Source organism: Rhizobium sp. BK112, from assembly GCF_014193215.1.
In the GTDB taxonomy this organism is placed as follows: domain Bacteria; phylum Pseudomonadota; class Alphaproteobacteria; order Rhizobiales; family Rhizobiaceae; genus Rhizobium; species Rhizobium anhuiense.
Genome location: NZ_JACHYZ010000007.1, coordinates 16,018 through 39,318 on the forward strand (window position 1 = coordinate 16,018; position 23,301 = coordinate 39,318).

General features: G+C 62.4%; 20 protein-coding genes, 1 pseudogene and 1 riboswitch. Of the genes and pseudogenes, 11 read left to right on the forward strand and 10 right to left on the reverse strand.

Annotated elements, in window-relative coordinates; translation table 11 throughout:
• Positions 1 to 83 precede the first annotated feature (83 nt).
• The 5 genes from FHT75_RS19630 to FHT75_RS19650 form a co-directional block, all read right to left on the reverse strand.
• Entirely contained in the window at positions 84 to 1,589 is a 1,506-nt protein-coding gene (locus FHT75_RS19630) for a tripartite tricarboxylate transporter permease (protein WP_018243405.1), read from the reverse strand.
• A gap of 9 nt (positions 1,590 to 1,598) precedes the next feature.
• Positions 1,599 to 2,060, reverse strand: a complete 462-nt coding sequence (locus FHT75_RS19635; RefSeq protein WP_029868283.1) for a tripartite tricarboxylate transporter TctB family protein — start codon at positions 2,058 to 2,060, stop codon at positions 1,599 to 1,601.
• 180 nt (positions 2,061 to 2,240) lie between these two features.
• Positions 2,241 to 3,224, reverse strand: coding sequence for a tripartite tricarboxylate transporter substrate-binding protein (locus tag FHT75_RS19640; RefSeq protein WP_029868282.1), 984 nt, complete (start codon positions 3,222 to 3,224; stop codon positions 2,241 to 2,243).
• A 283-nt stretch (positions 3,225 to 3,507) separates the two neighbouring features.
• A complete protein-coding gene (locus tag FHT75_RS19645; RefSeq protein WP_029868281.1) occupies positions 3,508 to 4,842 on the reverse strand; it encodes a sigma-54-dependent transcriptional regulator in 1,335 nt (444 codons plus the stop codon).
• On the reverse strand, positions 4,839 to 6,641 hold the full coding sequence (locus FHT75_RS19650) for an ATP-binding protein (RefSeq protein WP_183845195.1): 1,803 nt from the start codon (positions 6,639 to 6,641) through the stop codon (positions 4,839 to 4,841). The genes FHT75_RS19645 and FHT75_RS19650 overlap by 4 nt, the downstream gene beginning before the upstream one ends.
• A 290-nt stretch (positions 6,642 to 6,931) precedes the next feature.
• Between FHT75_RS19650 and FHT75_RS19655 the strand changes: the two genes are divergently transcribed.
• The gene (locus FHT75_RS19655; protein WP_097595157.1) at positions 6,932 to 7,594 is read left to right on the forward strand and encodes a sulfite oxidase-like oxidoreductase; all 663 of its coding nucleotides are present in this window, start codon (positions 6,932 to 6,934) and stop codon (positions 7,592 to 7,594) included.
• Here FHT75_RS19655 and FHT75_RS19660 read toward each other — a convergent pair.
• The 3 genes from FHT75_RS19660 to FHT75_RS19670 form a co-directional block, all read right to left on the reverse strand.
• Positions 7,579 to 8,211, reverse strand: coding sequence for a hypothetical protein (locus FHT75_RS19660; RefSeq protein ID WP_063475375.1), 633 nt, complete (start codon positions 8,209 to 8,211; stop codon positions 7,579 to 7,581). The two genes, FHT75_RS19655 and FHT75_RS19660, sit on opposite strands and share 16 nt — an antisense overlap.
• A gap of 49 nt (positions 8,212 to 8,260) precedes the next feature.
• The gene (locus FHT75_RS19665; RefSeq protein WP_047616574.1) at positions 8,261 to 9,007 is read right to left on the reverse strand and encodes a CbtA family protein; all 747 of its coding nucleotides are present in this window, start codon (positions 9,005 to 9,007) and stop codon (positions 8,261 to 8,263) included.
• Positions 9,008 to 9,120: 113 nt separating this feature from the next.
• A complete protein-coding gene (locus FHT75_RS19670) occupies positions 9,121 to 9,330 on the reverse strand; it encodes a CbtB domain-containing protein (RefSeq protein ID WP_047616573.1) in 210 nt (69 codons plus the stop codon).
• Between the two features lie 13 nt (positions 9,331 to 9,343).
• A riboswitch (adenosylcobalamin (AdoCbl) riboswitch) is annotated at positions 9,344 to 9,486 on the reverse strand.
• A gap of 88 nt (positions 9,487 to 9,574) precedes the next feature.
• Here FHT75_RS19670 and FHT75_RS19675 point away from each other — a divergent pair.
• Together FHT75_RS19675 and FHT75_RS19680 are read left to right on the forward strand one after the other, a co-directional pair.
• Positions 9,575 to 10,129: a histidine phosphatase family protein gene (locus tag FHT75_RS19675; protein ID WP_063475374.1), complete on the forward strand. Its 555-nt coding sequence runs from the start codon at positions 9,575 to 9,577 to the stop codon at positions 10,127 to 10,129.
• Between the two features lie 544 nt (positions 10,130 to 10,673).
• Positions 10,674 to 12,245 (forward strand): putative bifunctional diguanylate cyclase/phosphodiesterase, encoded by a 1,572-nt coding sequence (locus FHT75_RS19680; protein WP_047616569.1) that lies wholly within the window; start codon positions 10,674 to 10,676, stop codon positions 12,243 to 12,245.
• 9 nt (positions 12,246 to 12,254) lie between these two features.
• Here the strand turns inward: FHT75_RS19680 and FHT75_RS19685 are convergent.
• Positions 12,255 to 12,467 (reverse strand): annotated as a pseudogene (locus tag FHT75_RS19685) (inorganic phosphate transporter); the annotation flags it as partial.
• A gap of 113 nt (positions 12,468 to 12,580) precedes the next feature.
• Between FHT75_RS19685 and FHT75_RS19690 the strand changes: the two are divergent.
• Both FHT75_RS19690 and FHT75_RS19695 read left to right on the forward strand, forming a co-directional pair.
• The gene (locus FHT75_RS19690; protein WP_063475372.1) at positions 12,581 to 13,759 is read left to right on the forward strand and encodes an acetate/propionate family kinase; all 1,179 of its coding nucleotides are present in this window, start codon (positions 12,581 to 12,583) and stop codon (positions 13,757 to 13,759) included.
• Positions 13,760 to 13,830: 71 nt separating this feature from the next.
• Positions 13,831 to 16,215 (forward strand): phosphoketolase, encoded by a 2,385-nt coding sequence (locus FHT75_RS19695; RefSeq protein ID WP_183845194.1) that lies wholly within the window; start codon positions 13,831 to 13,833, stop codon positions 16,213 to 16,215.
• Positions 16,216 to 16,278: 63 nt separating this feature from the next.
• On the opposite strand, the gene FHT75_RS19700 is transcribed toward FHT75_RS19695, so the two are convergent.
• On the reverse strand, positions 16,279 to 17,169 hold the full coding sequence (locus FHT75_RS19700) for a helix-turn-helix domain-containing protein (protein WP_183845193.1): 891 nt from the start codon (positions 17,167 to 17,169) through the stop codon (positions 16,279 to 16,281).
• Positions 17,170 to 17,286: 117 nt separating this feature from the next.
• Between FHT75_RS19700 and pobA the strand changes: the two genes are divergently transcribed.
• The 6 genes from pobA (at position 17,287) to FHT75_RS19730 (ending at position 23,266) form a co-directional block, all read left to right on the forward strand.
• Complete coding sequence (gene pobA / locus FHT75_RS19705) at positions 17,287 to 18,459, forward strand: 4-hydroxybenzoate 3-monooxygenase (RefSeq protein ID WP_063475370.1); 1,173 nt, start codon at positions 17,287 to 17,289, stop codon at positions 18,457 to 18,459.
• A 199-nt stretch (positions 18,460 to 18,658) separates the two neighbouring features.
• Positions 18,659 to 19,831, forward strand: a complete 1,173-nt coding sequence (locus tag FHT75_RS19710; protein WP_063475369.1) for an ABC transporter substrate-binding protein — start codon at positions 18,659 to 18,661, stop codon at positions 19,829 to 19,831.
• Between the two features lie 107 nt (positions 19,832 to 19,938).
• Positions 19,939 to 20,802: a branched-chain amino acid ABC transporter permease gene (locus FHT75_RS19715; RefSeq protein ID WP_063475368.1), complete on the forward strand. Its 864-nt coding sequence runs from the start codon at positions 19,939 to 19,941 to the stop codon at positions 20,800 to 20,802.
• Between the two features lies 1 nt (position 20,803).
• Positions 20,804 to 21,808, forward strand: coding sequence for a branched-chain amino acid ABC transporter permease (locus FHT75_RS19720; protein ID WP_063475367.1), 1,005 nt, complete (start codon positions 20,804 to 20,806; stop codon positions 21,806 to 21,808).
• The gene (locus FHT75_RS19725; protein ID WP_047616555.1) at positions 21,805 to 22,569 is read left to right on the forward strand and encodes an ABC transporter ATP-binding protein; all 765 of its coding nucleotides are present in this window, start codon (positions 21,805 to 21,807) and stop codon (positions 22,567 to 22,569) included. Before FHT75_RS19720 ends, FHT75_RS19725 begins: the two co-directional genes overlap by 4 nt.
• Positions 22,550 to 23,266: an ABC transporter ATP-binding protein gene (locus FHT75_RS19730; RefSeq protein ID WP_097595158.1), complete on the forward strand. Its 717-nt coding sequence runs from the start codon at positions 22,550 to 22,552 to the stop codon at positions 23,264 to 23,266. Before FHT75_RS19725 ends, FHT75_RS19730 begins: the two co-directional genes overlap by 20 nt.
• The last annotated feature ends 35 nt before the right edge of the window (positions 23,267 to 23,301 follow it).

The window sequence follows — 23,301 nt, forward strand, 5'->3', positions numbered from 1 at the left end:
TATCCTGTCATGCGAAACGGGCGCCCAACCGGCGCCCGCCTCAGATCATCCGTTGTTTATCAAACAAGGCGCGAGTTCAACCCTCACGCCTCTTCGACGAACACCTCCTCGCGCTTCTTCTTGACGCTCGGCAGGAAGACGACGATGAGGACGGCAACCGCAATGGCCAGAAGAATGGCGCTGATCGGCCGCGTGACGAAAGTCGTCGGATCGCCGCGCGAGAGGATCATGGCGCGCCGCAGGTTCTCCTCGAGCAGCGGCCCGAGCACGAAGCCGAGCAGAAGCGGCGCCGGCTCGCAGCGAAGCTTGGCCAGCACATAGCCGATGAGCCCGAAGAAGGCGACGGCATAGAGGTCGTAGACGTTGGCATTGACGCTGTAGACCCCGATCGAGCAGAAAGCCATGATGACGGGGAAGAGCACGTAGTAAGGCACGGTCAACAATTTCACCCAGAGCCCGATCAGCGGCAGGTTGAGGATGACCAGCATCAGGTTGCCGATCCACATCGAGGCGATGATGCCCCAGAACAGCGCCGGCTGCTCGGTGGCGACATTCGGACCCGGCACGATGCCCTGAATGATCATCGCGCCGATCATCAGCGCCATGACGGGATTGGCAGGAATGCCGAGCGTGAGCAGCGGAATGAACGAGGTCTGCGCACCGGCATTGTTTGCCGATTCCGGCCCTGCGACGCCGGCAACCGCACCCTTGCCGAATTCCTCCGGCGTCTTCGACATCCGCTTTTCCACCGTATAGGAGGCGAAGGAGGCAAGGATGGCGCCACCGCCCGGCAGGATGCCGAGCGCCGAACCGATCGCCGTGCCGCGAATGACCGGGGCGATCATCTCCTTGAATTCCTGGCGCGACGGCAGCAGGCCGGACACCTTGGCCATCAGCACCGTGCGTGTCGATTCGCCCTCGAGGTTGCGCAGGATTTCCGCCACCCCGAAAACGCCGACGGCGAGCGCCACGAAATTCAGCCCGTCTGCATATTCACGGATGCCGAGCGTGAAGCGCGGCGTGCCGGTATAGATGTCGGTGCCGACAAGGCCGAGCAGCAGCCCGAGCGCCACCATCGCTAAGGCCTTGACAACGGAACCATGCGCCAGTGCGATCGAGGAGACGAGGCCAACGATCATCAGCGAGAAATATTCCGCCGAGCCGAATTGCAGCGCGATTGCGGTGAGCGGCGGCGCGAAGATCGCGACGAGAAAGGTCGACACGGTGCCAGCGAAGAACGAGCCGAGCGCGGCGATCGCAAGCGCTGCCCCCGCCCTGCCCTTGCGGGCCATCTGGTAACCGTCGATCGCGGTGACGGCCGAGGAAGATTCGCCTGGCATGTTGATGAGGATCGCCGTCGTCGAGCCACCATACTGCGCGCCGTAATAGATGCCGGCGAGCATGATGAGCGACGAAACCGGCTCGAGCTGGAAGGTGATCGGCAAGAGCATGGCGATCGTCGCCGTGGCGCCGATGCCGGGCAGCACGCCGATCAGCGTGCCGAGCAGCACGCCGATCAGGCAGAAGAACAGGTTTTCCGGAGTGCCGGCTGTCGCAAAGCCGAGCGCGAGATTGCTGAAAAGATCCATCATCGCCTCCTAGAACCGGACCCAGGGGCCGAAACGCTCGAACGGCAAGCCGAGCCCGTAGCTGAACACCGCGACCGAAAAGATCGTCAGCAGCAACGACAGCACGATCGCAAAGAACAGGTTCATCTTTTGCGATGCGAAACAGGCGATGAAGGCGGTGAGGAACAAGGACGGTGCGAAGCCGAGCCCGCGCACGGTCAGCCCGAAAAAGACTGGCGCCGGCAGGATGAAGAGCATGCCGCGCCAGGCAAACGGGTCGATCGGCTCGCCCTCGACCCGAAGGGCCTGAATGAAGATGATCGCACCGAGAAGCACGAGCACGCCGGCAAGCAGCAACGGAAAATAGCCTGGCCCCATACGCACCGTCGTGCCGAGGTCGAGCCCCAGCGACTGGATGGCGAAGAAAGCCCCGGAGGCGACGAAAAGCGCGCCGCAGATCGCATTGGTGGTATCGAAACTGATGGATTTCATGGTGTCTCCTGGGGTTGGAGATGGTTCACGTCACGCCGCGGCAAAGGAGCTAGCCCCTCATCCGCCTGCCGCCACCCTCTCCCCGTAAACGGGGGTCCGGAGGACGGGTCGAGACAAGTGGCTCGACCCCGGTAAGTTAGGGTGAGGGGCTCGTCCGGCATGCCCGGACGAGGACAAGCCTTAGTCGGCATATTCGCCAGCGGCCTCGATCACCGTTTTCCAACGGGCGATCTCGCTTTCGAGCTTGGCTTTCAGTGCGGCCGGCGTCGCATCGGCGTCTGAGGATGGTGCGGTGCCGAGCTCGGCAAAGCGGGCGCCGACATTCGGATCCTTCAGCGCCACCTGCAGCGATTTCGACAGACGCTCGTTGATCTCGGCCGGCGTGCCCTTCGGCGTATAGATGCCATGCCAGATGCCGACTTCAAAACCCGGCAGGCCGGCTTCGACGGCCGTCGGAATGTCCTTCATCACGTCGAGGCGCTTGGGCGAGGTTACGGCATAAGCCTTGATCGTGCCGCCCTGGATCTGCTTGGTCGTGTTGGTCGTCTGGTCGCACATGACGTCGACCTGGCCGCCGAGCAGGTCGGTCATGGCAGGGCCGGTACCCTTGTAGGGCACGGTCGTCAGCGGTGTCTGGATGGCGCTCATGAACATCATGCCGCAGAGATGCGAAGCCGCACCGATGCCGGCATTGGCGACCGTCACCTTGTCCTTGTTGGCCTTGATATAGTCGATCAGCCCCTTGAGGTCGGTCGGCTCCATGTCCTTGCGTGCAACGATCGTCATCGGCACTTCGGTGACGAGGCCGACATAATCGAAAGCGCCGAGCGTGTCGTAGGCGAGCTTGCGGTAGAGCGTGGCGCTGGTCGCCATGCCGATATGGTGCAGCAGAATGGTGTAACCGTCGGGATCGGCATTTGCCACGCGGCCGGCGCCGAGCGTGCCGCCGGCGCCGCCGACATTTTCGACGACGATCTGCTGGCCGAGATCCTTCGACATGGATTCTGCGACCAGGCGCGCCACGGTATCGGTCGGGCCGCCGGCCGCAAAGGGCACGACCATGGTAATGGTGCGCTCGGGATAGGTCTGCGCCGAAGCGACGCCGGCGAGAAGAGAGACCGCGGCAGCCGCGGTCAGGCCGAGCATGGCCTTCAGAATTTTCATCGTTTCCTCCCTGATGAAACAAGCAAGCCCGCCGACACATCCTCCGCGCCGGTTGGGATGGCCTATTTGCCGCCGGGAAAAATCGACCTGCAATCATTGCAGCCGCTTTCGAAAGGCGATTTTGCAAAAGTGCAATGCAGCATGGGTCGATTCGGAAACAAACGGCCGGTGCGATGGGTGGAAATCCACCCATCGCACCGGAGGATAATCGACTTGAGATTGGAAAGAGTGCGCGGCCACAGCCGGAATCGTCACTCGGAAAACAGGCATTTTCCGAAAGCAGTCAGCTTTCGATAATCATCATCCGCTTGTCGAGACCGTATTTCTGCATCTTTTCATAGAGGGTCTTGCGGGAAATGCCGAGTGACTCATAGACCGCCTTGAGGCTGCCGCCATGCGCCACCAGCGCGGTTGCAATCACCCCTCGCTCGAATTCAGCGACGCGTTCCGCAAGCCCCGTCGCCTCCTCGGCCTGCCGCCCGCCATTGTCGAGACCGAGGACCAGCCGGTCGGCGGCGTTCCTCAATTCACGCACATTGCCGGGCCAGTCGCGTTGGGCAATGTCGGAGATCACCTCCGGCGGCACGGGCATCTCGTCGCGGCCGTAGCGGGCCGCCGCCTCCCGCACCAGTTGCAGGAAAAGCAGCGGAACGTCCGCCCGCCGCTGCGACAGCGACGGCACGTGCAGCGTCGCAACGTTCAGCCGATAGAAGAGGTCGGCGCGGAAGCGCCCGGCTGCCACCTCCGCCTCCAGATCGACCTTGCTTGTGGCGATGAACCGCACGTCGAGCGCCACCACTTCGTTCGATCCGAGCCGCGAGATCACCCGCTCCTGCAGTACCCGCAGGAACTTGGCCTGCAGGTCGAAGGGCATGGAGCCGATCTCGTCGAGCAGGATCGTGCCGCCGCGCCCGTGTTCGAATTTTCCGTAGCGCGGCCTCACCGCGCCCGGAAAGGCCCCCACCTCATGGCCGAAGAGTTCGCTCTCGATCAGGTTTGCCGGCAGTGCGGCGCAATTGATCGCGATGAACGGCCGGCTTGCCCGGGCGCTGATATCGTGGAGCGCCCGGGCCACCACTTCCTTGCCGGCTCCCGTTTCGCCGACGATAAGCGTATCGGCATCGCTCGCCCCGATCGCCCGGATACGGTAGCGCAAATCCACCATCACCTGCGTGCGCCCCGGCAGCCGCGCCTCGATATCGTCGCGTTTGCCGGCGACCGCTTTCAGCAGCCGGTTTTCGAGCACGAGGCCGCGCCGCTCCATCGCCCGGCGGATGACGCCGGCAAGCATTTCGGGCGTGAACGGCTTCTCGATGAAATCATAGGCGCCTTCGCGCATCGCCTTCACCGCGAGCTGCACGTCGCCGTGGCCGGTGACAAGAATGACCGGCACCTCTGGATCGAGCTCGCGGATCTTCTGCATCAGCGTCATGCCGTCCATGCCGGGCATGCGGATGTCGCTGACGACGACACCGGGAAAGCTGTAGCCGATCAGCTCCAGCACGTGGTCGCCGTTCGAAAAGGTCTCGACGCTGAAGCCGGAGAGCTCCAACGCCTGCGCCGTCGAGCGGCGCAATTCCTCCTCGTCGTCAACCAGCAGGATCTTCGCATCGTTCATTCCGCCGCCTCCGGCATCAGCCCTGCCGCCGACTGCAGCTCGATGCGGAACACCGCGCCCCCTTCGGGATGATTGGCCGCCTCAAGGCTGCCGCCAAAATCCTTGATGATGTTGTAGGAGATCGAAAGCCCGAGGCCGAGCCCCTTGCCGACGCCCTTCGTCGTGAAGAAGGGATCGAAGATACGCTGGGCAATCGCCGCCGGCACGCCCGGCCCGTGATCCCGCACCGTCAGCACCACTTTGCCGGCCTCCTCGAAGGCCGAAACCTCGATGCGCCTGTCGTCCAGCCCTTCCACCGCATCGGCCGCATTCGAGATCACGTTCACCAGCACCTGTTGCAGACGCACCGAACCGGCGCGCACGACGGGTGGACGTGGGCCTAGACCGAGCAGGAGTTCGGCATCCGCCGCCTTCAGCCGCCAGGCGATGATCTCGAGCGTGTCATGCATCGCCTCGTCGAGAGAAACCGAGCCGAGCTTCTCGTTCGGTTTGCGGGCGAAGTTGCGCAGGTGCCGGCTGATCGCGGCCATGCGGTCAATGAGCCCGCCGATACGCCGGATATTGTCCCGCGCCTCCTCCGTCCGGCCCCGATCGATGAGAACGGAGGCGCTGTCCGTATAGGTCTTCGCCGCGGCGAGCGGCTGGTTGAACTCGTGCGAAAGAGCGGCCGACATCTGTCCGAGGCCGGCGAGCTTTCCGGCCTGGATCAGATCGGCCTGTGTCTGGCGGAGTTGTTGCTCGGTCAGGCGCCGCTCGGCGATCTCTTCTTCAATGCGGCTGTTGACGCGGGCAAGATCGGCTGTGCGTTCCTCGACGCGCCGCTCCAGCTCGTTGCGGGCGTCGGCCTGCATCTGCATGCGCTCGGCAAGCCGCGCCCGCCGCTGGCGAATGACCGCGACCGCGAGCCCGGCAATGCAGAGGATGAGAAAGACCGCCGCAAGCGCGGTGCGCGCCTGGGCGCGGATGGAACTCGTCTCCATCAGCACGTTCACGGTCCAGTCCTCGGCCGGCATGTAGTGCGAGAGCACCAGATATTCGCTCGAGCCGCGCTCGCCGGCGAGCGTCATCAACTCATGCGGCTCGAAGCGCTGACGCGTCACCGGCAACGCCGTCAGCCTGGCATTGGCATACCGCCGCGACGCTTCCGTGCGTGCGATGCGATCGGCCGTCAGCGGCAGGATAGCGCCATAGAGCCATTCGGGGCTGCCGGACATGAAGATGATGCCCTCCGGATCGGAGACGAAGATCTTGTATTCGCCGCCGCCCCAGGAGGATTCGATCATGTCGATATCGACTTTGAAAACGATGACGCCCCGAATATCCGCGCCGGTCCGGATCGGCGCGGCAAAATAATAGCCGCGCTTCAGCGAGGTGGTGCCGAGCGCGTAGAACCTTGCCTGCCGGCCTGCGATCGCATCCTGAAAATAGGGCCGGTAGCTGAAATTCTGTCCGACGAAGCTTCCCGGTCCGTCGTAATTGCTCGCCGCGATCGTCTCGCCATCCGGTTTGACCACATAGATGTCGGAGGATTTCAGCAGCCCGTTGATCTCCTTGAGATAGAGATTGGCGGCATCGCGTAGCGCCGCATCCTCAGGCGCGCTCACCAGTTCCTTGATGTCGTCGTGATCGGCAATCAGCGCCGGCAGCGCCTCGTAGCGGTTGAGGTGGCCGCTGAGCGCCGACACGGCAAGGCGCAGCGCCGTTCCTGCCTGCGCCGAGGCTTCCCCCATATAAGCGCGTGTCGCAATCGCGCTTCCATAAGTGAAGAAGGCGAAGATGATCAGCGGCACGACGAGCAACGCCGCTATCGCACGATACCTCGAAGACAGATCCGGCTCCTCCCCTTTCTGCCTCCACTCCCCAGCGAGGCATACCCGACGCCCTCAAGTCTAGCGCATCGGCCCGAAAATCGGAATCGATTTTCGGAAAGCACGATGCGTAGATTCAAAATGTTAGAGCGTCCTTTGTGCGTCCGAAAGGATGCACAAAGGACGCTCTAACAACCCTGGCAAGGTTTTCCAAGGGCCAGCCGAAACTTGACACTTAACGACCTCGGATATCCTATTGCCGCATCGCAAGGAAGCCCATCATGAGCGACGATCAGACACCCGCCGACAGCAAGCTCACCACATCCAAGCGCCGCTGGGCGGCCGAGGGCAAGTTCCTGACTGGCCGCATCAGCCGACCTGAAACCGAGCGTCTGCCGCCCGGCCAGCACCTCGTCAAGAACTGGCCGGTGCTCGATCTCGGCCAGCAGCCTGTTGTCTCGACGGATACGTGGCGGCTCGACGTGCGCGGCCTCGTCGAAACACCGCTCACCCTCACCTGGACCGCCTTCCAGGCGATCGAGCAGAGCACTGGGGTGAGCGATATCCACTGCGTCACCACATGGTCGCGCTACGACAACAAATGGAAGGGCGTCTCGACGCGTGATCTGCTCGACCTCGCCACGCCGAAGCCCGAAGCCGGTTACGTCATGCTGACCAGTTATGACGGCTATACCACCAACCTGCCGCTCGCTGATTTCGCCGCCGAGGACGCGATCCTTGCTACCGCCTGGGAAGGCCTGCCGCTGACGCCGGATCACGGCGGCCCGATGCGCCTGGTCGTGCCGCATCTTTATTTCTGGAAAAGCGCCAAATGGCTGCGCCGCATCGAGCTGATGCCCGACGACGAGGCTGGCTTCTGGGAAAAGAACGGCTACCATATCTACGGCGATCCATGGCGCGAGCAGCGCTATTCCGACGATTGAGCCTTCGGCCGCAGGAAGTGGCGAAGCCAAAAAAAACCAAGGCCGAACAATGCAGCGAGCCCGGTCAGCGACGCCATGCTGGCTGGATGAAGTGGCACCTTGCCCCAGTGTGGCTTGATGACATCGGCGGTGTTGAAGGCCTCGCCGCTGAACCGGCAGGTGACGAGCGCAAGGCCGCGCCGCGTCATGTCGGCGTCGACGGCGGAAATGATTTCATTCGCGGCAGCCCTCTCTTGCGGCATCTCGCGCATCGACAGCAAGACCGCCTTGGCCGCCGCGAGATAGGCATGGGCGCATTCGTTGAACGGGCTTTCCTCGTCCGTCACGCTGCCCGGCACCCGGCCCCAGAGACAATAGGAATACTGGATCTCGGCATAGTTCAGGACGCGGCGGAACGGCTCGTTGGTATCGACGGCACGGGAAGCAAGGTCGATGATCCCACTGCGATAGTCTGCAATCACCGCCATCTCGCCATGGGAAATTTCCGGAATATCCAGTCCGGTATGGCTGCCGCCGCCGCTAGGGCTATGGGCAAGAGCGCTTCCAGCAACCACACAAAAAAAGACGGCGGTGGCAAACGCCGTCGACACGAGTGGTATGGTTCTGCTGCTTGTCATGGCCGCCCGAAAAGTTCAGGGCGCCGGCAAGCGGCGCCCTTCGATGCGTTCAGTGAAATGCCGTTGCCGGCCGGCCGCGTTGCCCGTCCTTAACGGCAAGCCGCTTTTCCGCCAGCACTCCGAAGGCAAGGCCCAAGGTTGTCCAGAGGATCACATGCATGCCGAGCGAAGTCGTGCGGAACCGCCAGAGGACCATCGCCGAGAAGTTCTCCGGCACCTCGTTGATCGGCGGCAGCAGATAGAGCACGACGCCGATGAAGACGAGATAAGCGATTCCGGCGATGATCGCGCCATTCCAGAGACCGAAACGCCCCGCGAGGCGGCGCGACAGCGCCACCGCGGCAATCAGCGCGGCGAGCGAGACGACGATCATCAGGAAGAACAGTTCGGTCCTGACGCCGATCGTATCGGGATTGCCGACCGCCGGCGGGTTGGCCGGATACTTGATACCGGGAACGAGGACGATCGCCACGAAGGCGGCAATGGCGATGACGGCCGAGGTGCCGCGCGCCGAAAGGCTGCTGAAACGGCCGTGCACGAAAGCGAAGGCGAGAGCGAAGAGCCCGCCAACGGCAACGCTGTAGGCCATGACGCCGGTGAAAAGGCCGAGACCGGCCTGCGTGGCGCGGCTGACGATTTCAGGTTCGGCAGCTTCACCGGCCGCCTGGGCACTCGCCTCCTCGAAGGCGATCGCCGCATCGACCAGCGGCTCGCCGAAGATATGCGCAAAAGCGAAAACGAGGATGCCAGCAATCAGGCCCGCGAGCATGCCGCGAAGCAGAAGATTTCCAACCATGTCAGGAACTCCCCTAAAGCATGTCGCGCAAAAGTGTGCAGCGATTTTGCGATAACGACATGCGAAAACAAAGACCTAAAGTGAGGCGCGAATCTGAAAGATCGCGACGCGCTTTAGTGGCAGGGAAAGCCGAGGAGATGACGGCCGTCATGCACGAATTCGTGCACATACATCCCGTTGAACAGCGCCATCGCGCCTTCCTCGGTGCCGACAAAATAGAGAACGATGAGCATCAGCAGGCCACCGAAGATCGCCCATGGCAGGATCTCTCCCAGGGGGATCGGCGCCGGTGCCGCGACGGGCGCAAAAGTGGTGTCAGACATGTATTCCTCCGGGAATGACGCGTTCAGTCGAAAGAGTGCTTGTGCAGTAGGGTCTGACTTCCAGCGCGAAGAGCTTTCGACACGCTGGTCACAGTGGCGCGACCGCGCCGGATTTCCACCGGCTTCCAAACCCGCAACAGCACGGTTATATCTGCACGCCGAAGAGACTGTCAACGAAACTTCACAAGCCGGCCAAGGGCCGTCCTGCGCCGCTACAGCCGCACTCCGGGAGATCAGAACGACCGTGAATACGCGCCTCACCTGGATCTGCCACGGCGCGACGATGGCGAGCCGCAAGGCCCTGTTCCCGCTCGACGAACCGCTGGAAGGCAAGGCGGCGGAAGAAGCCGACAGGATGGCCGCCCTGCCCCGCGCCGATCGCGTTGCCACGAGCCCCGCTTTGCGCGCCCGCCAGACTGTTGACGCGCTCCGCCTCCAAGCCCGGATCGATCCGGCGCTTCGCGACTGCGACCATGGCCGCTGGGCCGGCAGATCGATCGCCGCGATAGAGGCGGAAGAGCCTGAGAGCCTCATGGCCTGGATGAGCGATCCGGAAGCGGCCCCGCATGGCGGCGAGAGCCTTCTTGATTTGAGAACACGCGTCGCCGACTGGATGGAGAGCGAATCCGCCCTCGGCGGCCATGTGATCGCCGTCAGTCACGCAGCCGTCATCCGGGCGGCGGTCGCCCATGTGCTTCAGGCGCCGCTCTCCTCTTTCTGGCTGAGCGACATCGAGCCGCTCGCCGTCATTCGCATGACCAGCAATGGACGACGCTGGTCTCTGCGCTTCCAGCATTAGAGCGCCGTGCGTCCTTTCGGACGCACAAGGACGCTCGGACACTTTCAATCCTCGCATCGCGCTGTCCGAAAATCGATTCCGATTTTCGGACCGATGCTTTAGCGAGTCCTGATCATATCCAGCCTTACACAAGCAAATCGCGTCATCTCTGTTGAACCCGGTTTCGCGGGGACTACTTCCTTATCCCAAGGAGATGGAAGAATGACATATGATTGGAGTGGGGAGCGCACGCGGCGCCTGCGTTTGATGCGTGTCGCCACAGTCACAGTTCTGGTCGGTCTCATCGTCAGCGTCCCGCTGCTGATCGTCACCGCCTGAAGCACGAAAAAGGGCGAGCGATGCCATGGCACGCTCGCCTTCGTTTTTTCCGCACCTGCCATTCTGCCAACCACGAAGAGGGCTCGCTCGGCGTTTTCCTCTGGCGCCAACGGTCCCTCGACGGCACATCAGGAGGCTGAAGCCTCGGATAATTCGCCTTCTGGTTTCAACGAACATTTCAGACTTTCGTGCTACTTCCGCGAAGGGTGGAGATGGAGAAGGCGCAGTGCCGGTATTTTTCCAGAGCAGGGCCGGAAGGCAATGTGTTTCGATCGTCGGGTTCGGGATTACTCTCTGGCTCCTCTGCACCCTGTTGCAGCTTGACGACAGCCTTGTCTACTTCATGACCGGTTTCGGCGAGTACGGCGCCGACAAGCTCGTTCTGGCGCTCGGCATCGCCGGCGCCATGAGCTTCATCTATTCGGTGCTGCGCATAGCCGACCTGCGCAAGGAAACGGAACTGCGCGCCACCGCCCAGGCAAAGGCCGATTGGACCGCAACCCACGACCATCTCACCAAACTGCCGAACCGCTACGCCTTCGAGCGCAAGATCCTCTCGCGGCCGATCAAGGACGATGAGGCCGAGATCGAGGAGTGGGATCGCAACGTCACTCTCTTCTCCGTCGACCTCGACGGCTTCAAGAAAGTCAACGATCTCGTGGGCCACAAGGGCGGCGACGTCCTGTTGATCGAGGTTGCCAGACGCATCTGTGCACTCGGCAATGCCGATTGCGTCTATCGCTTCGGCGGCGACGAATTCATCGTCGTCGCCTTCGCCCTGACGGCGCAGCGCGAGGAGCGTTTTGCCAAGCTGCTGATCCAGGCGGTCACCCGGCCGATCCATATCGATGGCTTTGCCGTCGAGGTCGGCGCCAGCGTCGGCTACGACCGCTGGGCCGAGGGAGCCGAACCACTGGAAGACGCCGCCCACCGTGCCGACCTCGCCATGTATGAGGCGAAATCACGCGGACCGAACCACTATTTCGTCTTCGAACCTTCGATGCAGGACAAGGTGACCGAACGCGCCGCACTGGAAACCAGGCTGCGCGCCGCGATCTCCAACAAGGCGATCAAACCCTTCTACCAGCCGCTGATCGATCTGAAGACCGGCCAGCTCTGCGGCTTCGAGGCGCTGGCGCGCTGGATCGGCGACGATGGCGTCAACATCCCGCCGCCTGTTTTCATCGGCATCGCCGAGGAAACCGGCATGATCACTGCATTGTTCGAGGATCTTCTCGCCCAGGCCTGCAGCGACGCACTCACCTGGCCGGAGCATGTGATGTTGTCTTTCAACGTCTCGCCGGTGCAGATGGAAGACAGGCTGCTGACCTCCCGCATCCTCAAGGTGCTTTCGGCAAGCCGGTTGCCGCCGCAGCGCCTGGAAGTGGAGATCACCGAAAACGCGCTGATCCAGGATCCCGCCATCGCCGCCGTCATTCTCGACGAACTGCATGCGGCCGGCATCCAGATCGCGCTCGACGATTTCGGCACCGGCTATTCGAGCCTCGCCCAGCTCGCCCGCTATCGTTTCGACAAGATCAAGATCGACAAAAGCTTCATCGCCACCTATCGCGACGACGAACGCCAGGAAAAGATCGTCCGCGCCATGCTCGGCCTCGGCCGGAGCCTCAACATCAAGACGACCGCGGAAGGCGTCGAGGAGCATGGGCAGCTCGCCTTCCTGCTGCAGCTCGGCTGCGACATCGGCCAGGGCTATCTCTTCGGCAAGGCGATGCCCGCCGCCGAGGCGGGCATCTTCATCAGCGATCGCAATGCCAGTCTGGCCTCGACGGCCTGACGGGACGTCTTAAAACACCTGGCGCAGGATCACGAAGAGCAGGAAGGCGATCGCAATCGAGGCCGGCAGCGTCAGCACCCAAGCCATCAGCATGTTGCGCACGGTCGACCATTGCAGGCCGGAACCGTTCGCCGCCATGGTGCCGGCGACGCCTGACGACAGCACACGTGTGGTCGAGACCGGCAGGCCGAGATCATCGGCCGAAGCGATGGTGACCATCGCACGACTTCGGCTGCCGCGCGGCGGCAAAAACACGTGGAGGCCCGAATATTCCCTTTCCGTCAGGAGGCCCGACGCTAAGTTCAGCTATCGTCACGCCCGCGCGGAGTCTGAGAATGTCATCGACCGACCTCCTCCTGACCTTCAATGCCGGTTCCTCGACCGTCAAGATCGGCATTTTTACGATGGAGGGTGATGCGGCGCGACGCCTCGGCAAGGGCGTGATCGATTTCCGCGCCGAACCGCTCTCGCTCGGCCTGACCAGGGGATCGCAGACATTCGAGATGCCATTGAAGGCCGAAATGACGGAAGACCTGCACGGCGTTATCGACGAGACCTTGGCGCATCTCGCCGACCATTTCGACACGACCGCCACACGCGCCGCCGGCCACCGCGTCGTCCATGGCGGCGATCGCTTCACGAAGGTGATCGCCCTCGACGACGCAGCAATCGATGCGATCGATGCGCTGACCCCGCTTGCGCCCCTGCACCAGCCGCAGGCGCTGCGTTTCATCCGCGCGCTCCGGCATCTGAAGCCGCATCTCACCCAGACGGCCTCCTTCGACACCGCCTTCCATGCCACGCAGGACGATCTCGTTCGCCGCTTCGCCATTCCCCGTGCGCTGCATGACGAGGGCGTCAAGCGCTACGGCTTCCACGGCCTCTCCTATAAATTCATCGCCGGCGAGCTTGCCCGCAAGGCGCCACGCGCGGCAAAGACCGTCGTCGCCCATCTCGGCAGCGGCGCCAGCCTCTGCGCGCTGGACGGCGGCGTCAGCCGCGATTGCAGCATGGGCTTTTCGACGCTCGACGGCATCCCGATGGCGACACGCCCAGGCCCGCTCGATCCCGGCGTCATCCTGCATCTGGCCGGAGAGAGAAAACAGTCCTTCGAGGCGATCGAAGACCTGCTCTATCACCGCTCCGGCCTGCTCGGCGTCTCCGGCATCAGCGCCGATACGCGCGATCTGCTGAAGGATGGACGGCCGGAGGCGCGTCAGGCGATCGACCTCTTTACGTTGCGCATCGCCGGCGAGATCGGCCGCATGGCGGCGACACTCGGCGGCCTTGACGCCATCGTCTTCACCGCCGGTATCGGCGAACATCAACCGGCGATCCGCGCCGGCGTTGCCAAGCGGCTGTCCTGGCTTGGCCTTGCGATCGACGAAAAGGCCAATGCCGCCAATGATTTCACGATCAGCACTGGGGAAAGCCGCATCGCCGCTCATGTCATCGCCACCGATGAGGAGCAGGTCATCGCCGACGAGGCGCTGACCCTTCTTCGTGGTGGATGATCCAGATCAATAACAGGCTGACGCCGGCCGATAGAATTGACGTTGAACACGTTTTCGAACGGGAGAAATCCATGGAAAAGCATGTCTCGACCGCCGCCCTGACCGATGCCGAACTCGCCCTGATCGACCGCTATTGGCGCGCCGCCAACTATCTCTCGGTCGGTCAGATCTATCTGCTCGCCAATCCGCTGCTGCGCGAGCCGCTGAAACCGGAGCACATCAAACCCCGCTTGCTCGGCCATTGGGGCACGACACCCGGCCTCAACTTCATCTATGCGCATCTGAACCGTCTCATCCGCGCTCGCGACCTCGATATCATCTACATGTGTGGCCCCGGCCATGGCGGGCCGGGCATGGTCGCCAACACCTATCTCGAAGGCATCTACAGTGAAATCTATCCCGATATTTCCGAGGATACGGAGGGCATGCGCAAGCTCTTCCGGCAATTCTCCTTTCCTGGCGGCATTCCGAGCCACGCCGCACCCGAAACACCGGGCTCGATCCACGAGGGCGGCGAGCTCGGCTACGCCCTCGTCCATGCCTATGGCGCCGCCTTCGACAATCCCGATCTGATCGTCGCCTGCGTCGTCGGCGACGGCGAGGCCGAAACCGGGCCGCTGGCGGCGAGCTGGCATTCCAACAAGTTTCTGAACCCAGCCCGCGATGGCGCCGTGCTGCCGATCCTGCATCTGAACGGCTACAAGATCGCCAATCCGACCATTCTTGGCCGCGCCAGTCACGAGGATTTGCAGAGCCTCTTTGAAGGCTATGGCTACGAGCCCTTCTTCGTCGAGGGTCACGAACCGCGCGACATGCACCAGCAGATGGCCGCAACCTTCGACAGGGTCTTCGATCGCATTCGCGAAATCCAGGAGGAAGCACGCAATGGCAAGGCGCCCGATATCTGCCCGCGCTGGCCGATGATCGTGCTGCGCAGCCCGAAGGGCTGGACAGGACCGAAGGAGGTTGACGGCAAGAAGGTCGAAGGCTTCTGGCGCTCCCACCAGGTGCCGGTCTCCAACTGCCGCGAGAATGACGGCCATCGCAAGATCCTCGAGGACTGGATGCGCGGCTATGATCCGGAAGACCTGTTCGGCGCCGACGGCCGGCTGAAACCGGAACTGCGGGCGCTGGCACCGGCCGGCGAACACCGCATGGGCGCCAATCCGCACGCCAATGGCGGATTGCTGCGCAAGGAGCTCGATGTTCCCGATATCAGCGCCTATGCGGTCGAGATCGGCAAGCGCGGCAGCGCCATGGTGCAGTCGACGGAAATCCTCGGCCATTATCTGCGCGACACGATGAAGCGCAATGCGGAGGCCGCCAACTTCCGTATCTTCGGTCCTGACGAAACGGAATCAAACCGTCTCGGCAGCGTCTTCGAAGTCACCGACCGTGTCTGGATGGAGGATATCGAACCCTACGACATCCACCTCTCCCGCGACGGCCGTGTCATGGAGGTGCTGAGCGAACATCTCTGCCAGGGCTGGCTTGAAGGCTATCTGCTGACCGGCCGGCACGGCCTGTTCTCGTGCTACGAAGCCTTCATCCACATTATCGATTCCATGTTCAACCAGCACGCCAAATGGCTGAAGGTGACGCGCGAACTCGAATGGAGAAAGCCGATCTCGTCGCTCAACTACCTGCTGACCTCCCATGTCTGGCGCCAGGACCACAACGGCTTCAGCCACCAGGATCCCGGCTTCGTCGACCTCGTCGCCAACAAGAAGGCCGATATCGTCCGCATCTATCTGCCGCCGGATGCCAATACCCTGCTCTGGGTCGGCGACCATTGCCTGCGCACCTATGACCGCATCAACGTCATCGTCGCCGGCAAGCAGCCGGAGCCGCAATGGCTGTCGATGGACGAGGCGGTGAAACATTGCGAGGCCGGCATCGGCATCTGGCACTGGGCGAGCAACGAGGACGACACGATCCTGCCCGATCTCGTCATGGCCTGCGCCGGCGACGTGCCGACCATGGAGACGCTGGCTGCCGTCGATCTTCTGCGCAAGGCCATTCCGGAGCTGAAGATCCGCACCGTCAACGTCGTCGACCTCCTGGCGCTGCAATCCAGCGATCAACATCCGCACGGCCTGACCGACGGGGCCTTCGACGCGATCTTCACATCAGACAAGCCTGTCATTTTCGCCTATCACGGCTATCCCTATCTCATTCACCGCCTGACCTATAAGCGCACCAACCACCGCAACATCCATGTCCGCGGCTTCATCGAGGAGGGCACGACGACGACGCCCTTCGATATGACCGTCCTCAACGAACTCGACCGCTTCCATCTCGCCATCGAAGCGATCGAGCGTGTACCCGGCCTGAAAGAAAAGGCAGGCGAAGCGCTCGCCGCCTTCCGCGGCAAACTTGCGGAGCATCACGCCTATGTCCGCGAGCATGGCGAGGACATGCCGGAGGTGCGGAACTGGACGTGGCCAGCGGCGTGAAGCGAAAACCAAACAGGACCGCAGCGAACCGGCCCGCAGAGATCATCCGTCGGGCGCGACACGTCACGCGCCTTCAAGCCGACCCTTTTCCTTGATGCGCCAGACCCGCGGCGTTTCGCCGGTATATTTGAGAAAAAAACGCGAGAAATAGGCCGGATCGGCAAAGCCGAGCCGAAACCCGATCTGCTGGACGCTGCCAAGTGTGAAAACGAGCTGGCGTTTCGCCTCTTCGATGAGTTTGCCGGCGAGCAATTCATGGGGGGTGTTGCCGGTCATCGACCGGACGATACGGGTAAGATGCGTCGGCGAAACTCCAAGCTCCCTGGCGTAGAAGGACGCGGGCTTGTGCGATCGGAAATGGCGTTGAATGAGCTCGTTCAGCATTTCCAGCCGCCGCTCGTTCTCGTCGGGCGGGAGCTCGTGCATGTTTCCTTGATGGGAAATCCTCGCAGTCAGCCTGAGCACCAAGCCGACATAGGCCGCCAACACCTCGTTGCGGCCGCTGCGCCGGTTTTCGAATTCGTCGCCCAGCCGCCTCAACGTCTGCATCACATAGGCTGCCTCGGCATCCTCAGGATCGAGTAGCGTCAGATGCGGTGTCGCCAGCCATTCGCCGAGCTGGCTTCGCTCGCCAAGCGGATGGCTGAGATGGGATCTCAATAGGGTGATCACCAAGCCGTCGATGTCGCGTGAAAAACGAAAGCCGTGATTGAGCCCAGGCGGGACCGTGATGACTGCCGGCGGCAGGATGGCATGGCTCTTTTCGCCGAAGATCGCATCGCCGGAACCGCCTTCGATGTACAATATCTGAAAGAAGCTTTCGTGGCGGTGCGGGCGAATTTCCCATTGATGCAGGCTGCTGCGGGAGCGAATTGTTTCGCAATGCAACCAAAAATCCGGCCCTCGCCCGGTATTTTCGCCGTAAAGTTCGTAGGTCGGAACATGTTTGCTCATGGGGCTCCTCCCGCACCAATGTTCGATTAGTGCAATTTTTAGGCGGAGATGTCCATTGCTGCGGCGAGAGCGGCACGGCAGAATCTGGCAAAACGCAAAAGTGCAGGGAGGAAGCATTTGCGAACCCAGGTCACCATCATCGGTTCGGGACCGTCCGGCCTGCTGCTCGGTCAGCTTCTCGCGGAAGCCGGTATCGACAATGTCGTTCTCGATCGTGTGAACAAGGAATACATCCTTGGGCGGGTTCGCGCCGGTGTTCTGGAGGAAGGCACCGTCGGGCTGCTGGACCAGGCCAAAGCGGGTGCGCGGCTGCATGCCGAGGGCCTGCCGCATGACGGTTTCTCACTGGCCTTCGACGGACGTGACCATCGTATCGACCTGCACGAATTGACCGGCGGCAGGCGTGTCACCGTTTACGGACAGACCGAAGTGACGCGCGATCTCATGGAGCGGCGCGAAGCGAGCGGCTCCCTATCGATCTACGATGCCGTCAATGTCACGCCGCATGACTTCGACGGCCATTCTCCTTTCGTCACCTACACCAAGGACGGCGCAACACAACGCATCGATTGCGATTTCATCGCCGGCTGCGACGGCTTTCACGGCGTCAGCCGCAAGGCCATCCCAGAAAAGGCGATCAGGAGTTTCGAGAAGGTCTACCCTTTCGGCTGGCTGGGCGTCCTGGCCGATGTGGCGCCGGTGAGCCATGAACTGATCTACGCCAACCATCCCACGGGCTTTGCGCTCTGTTCGATGCGCTCGGCCACGCGCAGCCGCTACTATATCCAATGCGCGCTCGACGAGAAGATCGAGGACTGGAGCGACGATCGCTTCTGGGACGAGTTGCGAAGACGACTGCCGACCCATCACGCCGAGGCACTGGTGACCGCGCCGTCCTTCGAGAAATCCATCGCCCCATTGCGCTCCTTCGTCGCCGAACCGATGCGCTTCGGCCGGCTTTTCCTCGTCGGCGACGCCGCCCATATCGTACCGCCGACCGGCGCCAAGGGGTTGAACCTTGCCGCCAGCGACGTCCACTACCTTTTCTCCGGGCTGATCGAGCATTACCGCGAACGCTCGAATAGCGGCATCGACGCGTATTCGCAGAAGGCGCTCGCCCGGGTGTGGAAGGCCGTACGGTTTTCCTGGTGGATGACGACGATGATGCACCGTTTTCCCGATACCGGTGATTTCGAACAGAAGATCCAGGAGGCGGAGCTCGACTATCTCACCCATTCCCGCGCCGCCTCGACGGTGCTCGCGGAAAACTATGTGGGATTGCCATTCTGACGGGGAGATTGGCGATGGATGCAAGCCACGTTGAACACGGAGCTGGCCGTCCATTGTTTCCGCTCCCGTTCATAACCGTGTGAACATGAATTCCGGGATTTATTTCATTTTACATCACCATTTCGCATGACAAGCTAACGCTCAATTTTGAGAGGTTGGCGGATACGGCGCGGGAGTGCGCCCAAAAGGGAGAGAGAGAATGAAGAAGCTGTTTCTGGCCGCCGTTGCGGCCATCGCCATAGGCACGAGCGCCTATGCCGAGACCATCAAGGTCGGCGTCATCGGCCCGTTCTCCGGTCCGTTCGCGCTGCAGGGCAAGAACTTCAAGGCCGGCATCGACGCCTATATGGCGGTCAACGGCAACAAGGTCGGCAGCGACACGGTCGAAATCGTCTATCGCGACGTACCGCAGGCCGATCCCGCCCAATCCAAGGCGCTGGCGCAGGAACTGATCGTCAAGGAGAAGGTCCAATATCTCACAGGCTTCTATTTCACGCCCGATGCCATGGCAGTGACGCCGATCCTGAAGCAGGGCAACGTGCCGATGGTCATCATGAACGCCGCCACCTCGGCGATCGTCACCAAGAGCCCGCTCGTCGTCCGCACCTCCTTCACCACCTGGCAGACCTCGACGCCGATCGCCAAGGTCGCCTTCGACGCCGGCGTCAAAAAGGTGATTTCGGTCGTCAGCGATTACGGCCCCGGTATCGACGCCGAGAATGCCTTCAAGGCGGGGTTCGAAAAGGCCGGCGGTCAGGTGGTCGAGGCAATCCGCATGCCGCTTGCGACCAACGACTTCAGCCCGATCATGCAGCGCATCAAGGATTCCGGCGCGCAGGGCGTCTTCGCCTTCCTGCCATCGGGGCCGACGACACTCGGCTTCGTCAAGGCGTACAACGACAATGGCCTGAAGGCCGCCGGCATCAAGTTCTTCGCGCCGGGCGATCTGACGCAGGAATCCGACTTGCCGGCGCTGGGCGATGCCGCGCTCGGCATTCAGACGACCTTCCACTACGCGGTGTCGCACGACTCTCCTGAGAACAAGGCTTTCGTCGAGGCGGCTGCCAAAGCGATCGGCAACAAGGCCGAACTCTCCTTCCCCGCGGTCAGCGCCTATGACGGCATGTATGTGATCTACAAGATGATCGAGGCGACGGGCGGCAAGCAGGATGCCGAGAAGGCCGTCGATGCGGTCAAGGGTCTTGCCTGGGTAAGCCCACGCGGCCCGGTTTCGATCGATCCGGAAAGCCGTCACATCACGCAGAACATCTATCTGCGCGAAGTCGTCAAAGCCGATGACGGGACCTATATCAACAAGGAAGTCCAGACCTTCGAGAAACAGGGCGATCCAGGCCTGGCGGCGGCCAAATAACCTACGCCATCCTGATTTGCGACGGGTTTGGCGATTGCCGGGCAGGCTTCCGATCTCCGGAGCTGCCAAGGCGCGCCAAGCCCGTCGCATCGAAGCAAGGTAGTTCCATGCAGACAGTCTTCAGCATAGCCGTCGATGCCTTTGCCTACGGCATGGTGCTCTTCGTGATATCGATTGGCCTTTCCGTCACCATGGGGCTGATGCGTGTCGTCAACCTCGCTCACGGCGCCTTCGCGATGATCGGGGGCTATATCGCCTCCTATGTCGCCCGCGACCTCGGCCTTGGTTATGCCGTGGCGGTCCTCGCCGCCGTTGTGATCACCATCATCGTCGCAATCCCGGTCGAGCGCTTCCTCTACCGCCGGATCTATGGCGCGCCCGAGCTGACCCAGGTGCTGATGACGATCGGCCTCACCTTCTGCATCATCGGCATCGCAAACTACCTGATGGGGCCGACGCTGAAGACCATACCGCTGCCCGCTGCGTTGCAAGGATCAGCCGATCTCGGCTTCCGCACCATTCCCGTTCACCGGCTCTTTGTCATCCTCTGTGGCCTGGCCGTTGCACTCGCGCTCTGGTTTGCGATCGACAGGACGAGCTTCGGCGTCAAGCTGCGCGCCTCCGTCGATGATGCGGCGATGGCTGCAGCACTCGGCGTGCGCACCGAGATCATCTATGCGGTGAGCTTTGCCGTTGCCGTCGGGCTTGCCGCGTTCGGCGGCGTGGTCGGCGCCGAACTCCTACCGGTCGAACCCTATTACGCGCTGCGCTATATGGTCACCTTCCTGGTCGTCGTCTCCGTCGGCGGCGCGGGTTCCATTCCGGGCGCGCTGATCGCCTGCCTGTTGCTCGGCGCGATCGATACGACCGGGCGGTATCTGATGCCTGAATTCGGCGAATTCTTCTTCTATCTCGCCGTGATCGCGATCATCTGCGTCTTCCCGCGCGGCCTTGCCGGAAGGGCGAAATGAGATGGCAATTGTGATCAACAACGAAAACGGACGTCTCCAGCATCGGCGCGGCACCATCGGCCGGGATCTCGCCGGAATAGCGGTCATGGCAGCCATTGCCGCGCTCGGCTATTTCGCCTTCCCCGATAATCTCGCCCTTCTGACCCGGATGATCACGATCGCGCTGCTCGTCCTGTCGCTCGATCTCGTGACCGGTTATTGCGGCGTCGCAACGCTCGGCCATGCAGCACTTTTCGGCTCCGGCGCCTATGCCGCCGGGATCCTGTCGGCACATTACGGCATCAATGATCCGCTGCTGATGATGTTGGCCGGCATAACAGGCGGCGCGGTTGCCGGGCTCTTCTGCGGCGCAATCATCCTGCGTGCGCATGGCTTGCCGCAACTGGTGCTGTCAATTGCGCTCATCAACCTCTTCCATGAATTCGCCAACAAGGCGTCGTCATGGACAGGCGGCAGCGATGGGCTTTCCGGCATCGCGCCGGATCCGGTCTTCGGCCTCTTCGAATTCGACCTTTACGGACATACCGCCTTCTTCTTCGGAATGGCGCTGCTGCTGATCGTCTTCGTGCTGCTGCGGTTCCTGGTCCGCTCACCCTTCGGCATGCTCTGCCGCGCCATCAAGCAGGACCCGCTGCGCGTTCGCGCCATGGGCGCTTCGCCTAAGGCCGCTCTCATCAGGATGTATGGAATCTCGGGCGCGGTTGCCGGTGTCGGCGGCGCCTTAAATGCGATCTCGACACAGGTCGTCGGCCTGGACAGCCTGTCTTTCACCCAATCGGCCGAAGCGCTTGTCATGCTGGTGCTCGGCGGCACCGGTTCTCTCTTCGGCGCGCTCTCCGGCACTGTCATCTTCATGCTCTTTGAAGATTATGTCTCGGCCGCCAATCCCTTTCATTGGCTGACGATGGTCGGCGCGCTGCTGATCGCCGTCGTGCTCTTTGCGCCGAAAGGCCTCTATGGCACAGCCGCGGCCTTCATTGGACGTCGCACGGAGCAACGCTCATGAGCCCCGTCTTCGAAGTCGCCAATCTCAGGAAAGCCTTCGGCGGCCTTGCCGTCACCAACGATGTATCGCTCGCAATGTCGCCAGGCGATCGCATCGCATTGATCGGCCCGAACGGCGCCGGCAAGACCACCTTCGTCAACCTCGTGACCGGCAATCTGTCGCCCGATTCCGGCGAGGTTCGCCTCGGCGGCGAAAGGGTGACGAAAGTCGATGCGATCGGCAGGGTCAAGCGCGGCCTTGTCCGCTCCTTTCAGGTGACACGGCTTTTCCAGGAGATGACGCCAGCCGAGCATGTGGGGCTTGCCGTCCTCCAACGCGACGGAAAGACCGGCCATATGTTCGGAAATTTCCTGCGAATGCCTGACGTCATGGCGGAAGTCGACGATCTCTTGGGAAAGCTCGGATTGGCTTTGCTGATGCATCGCAAGGTCAGCGAGATCGCCTATGGCCAGCAGCGGCTTCTCGAGATCGCCGTGGCACTGGCGCTGAGACCGAAGGTGCTGCTGCTCGACGAGCCGGCAGCCGGCGTGCCGCAGAGCGATACCGGCCGCATCGAGCAGGCGCTTGCCGATCTGCCCGCCGATCTCGCCGTGCTGATGATTGAACACGACATGGACCTCGTCTTCCGTTTTGCAAAACGCGTCATCGTGCTTGCATCAGGCGCAATCATCTTCGACGGCCTGCCTGAAGACGTCACCAAGGATGCGCGCGTGCGCGAGGCCTATCTCGGGAGCTATGCCAATGCCAGCCATATCGCTTGAGGTCGAAAATCTGTCGGCGGGATATGGGCCGACGAGAGTGCTCGAAGGCATTTCTCTCTCCGTGCCGGCGGGCGCACGGCTGGCCGTGCTCGGCCGCAACGGCATGGGCAAGACCACGTTCTTGGCAACGCTTGCCGGCCAGACCAAGCGCTACGAGGGCAGCATCCGCCTCGGCGGTTCGGATGTCACCACGGCAGCCAGCGCGACACGGGCGCATAAGGGCCTGGGATATGTGCCGCAGACGCGCTGCGTCTTCCCGACGCTGACGGTCGAAGAGAACCTTTTCGTCGGCTTGAAGACGCGGCCGAGGACGGCGCTGGAGGAAGCCTATGCCATGTTCCCGCGTCTGAAGGAGCGCCGCCGCAACCTCGGCAGCCAACTCTCGGGCGGCGAGCAGCAGATGCTCTCGACGGCCCGCACCATTCTCGGCCGCCCCTCCGTCCTGTTGCTCGACGAACCGCTGGAGGGCCTCGCCCCCGTTATCTGCGAGGAATTGATGGCTGCCTTTGCCGAACTCGCCAAGACGGGAGACATGACGATCCTCCTGGTCGAACAGCGTATCCAGAGCGCGCTCGATTTCGCCGATCAGGTCGTCATTCTCGAACGAGGGCGACTGGCCTGGGCGGGAACGCCGGAGCGCCTCACCAGCGATCACGAGGCTGTCGAGAGCCTGCTCGGGGTCGGCGGCCTGCATTGACGCACGGCCGGAGCGGCCGATCAATCCCTCGTCCT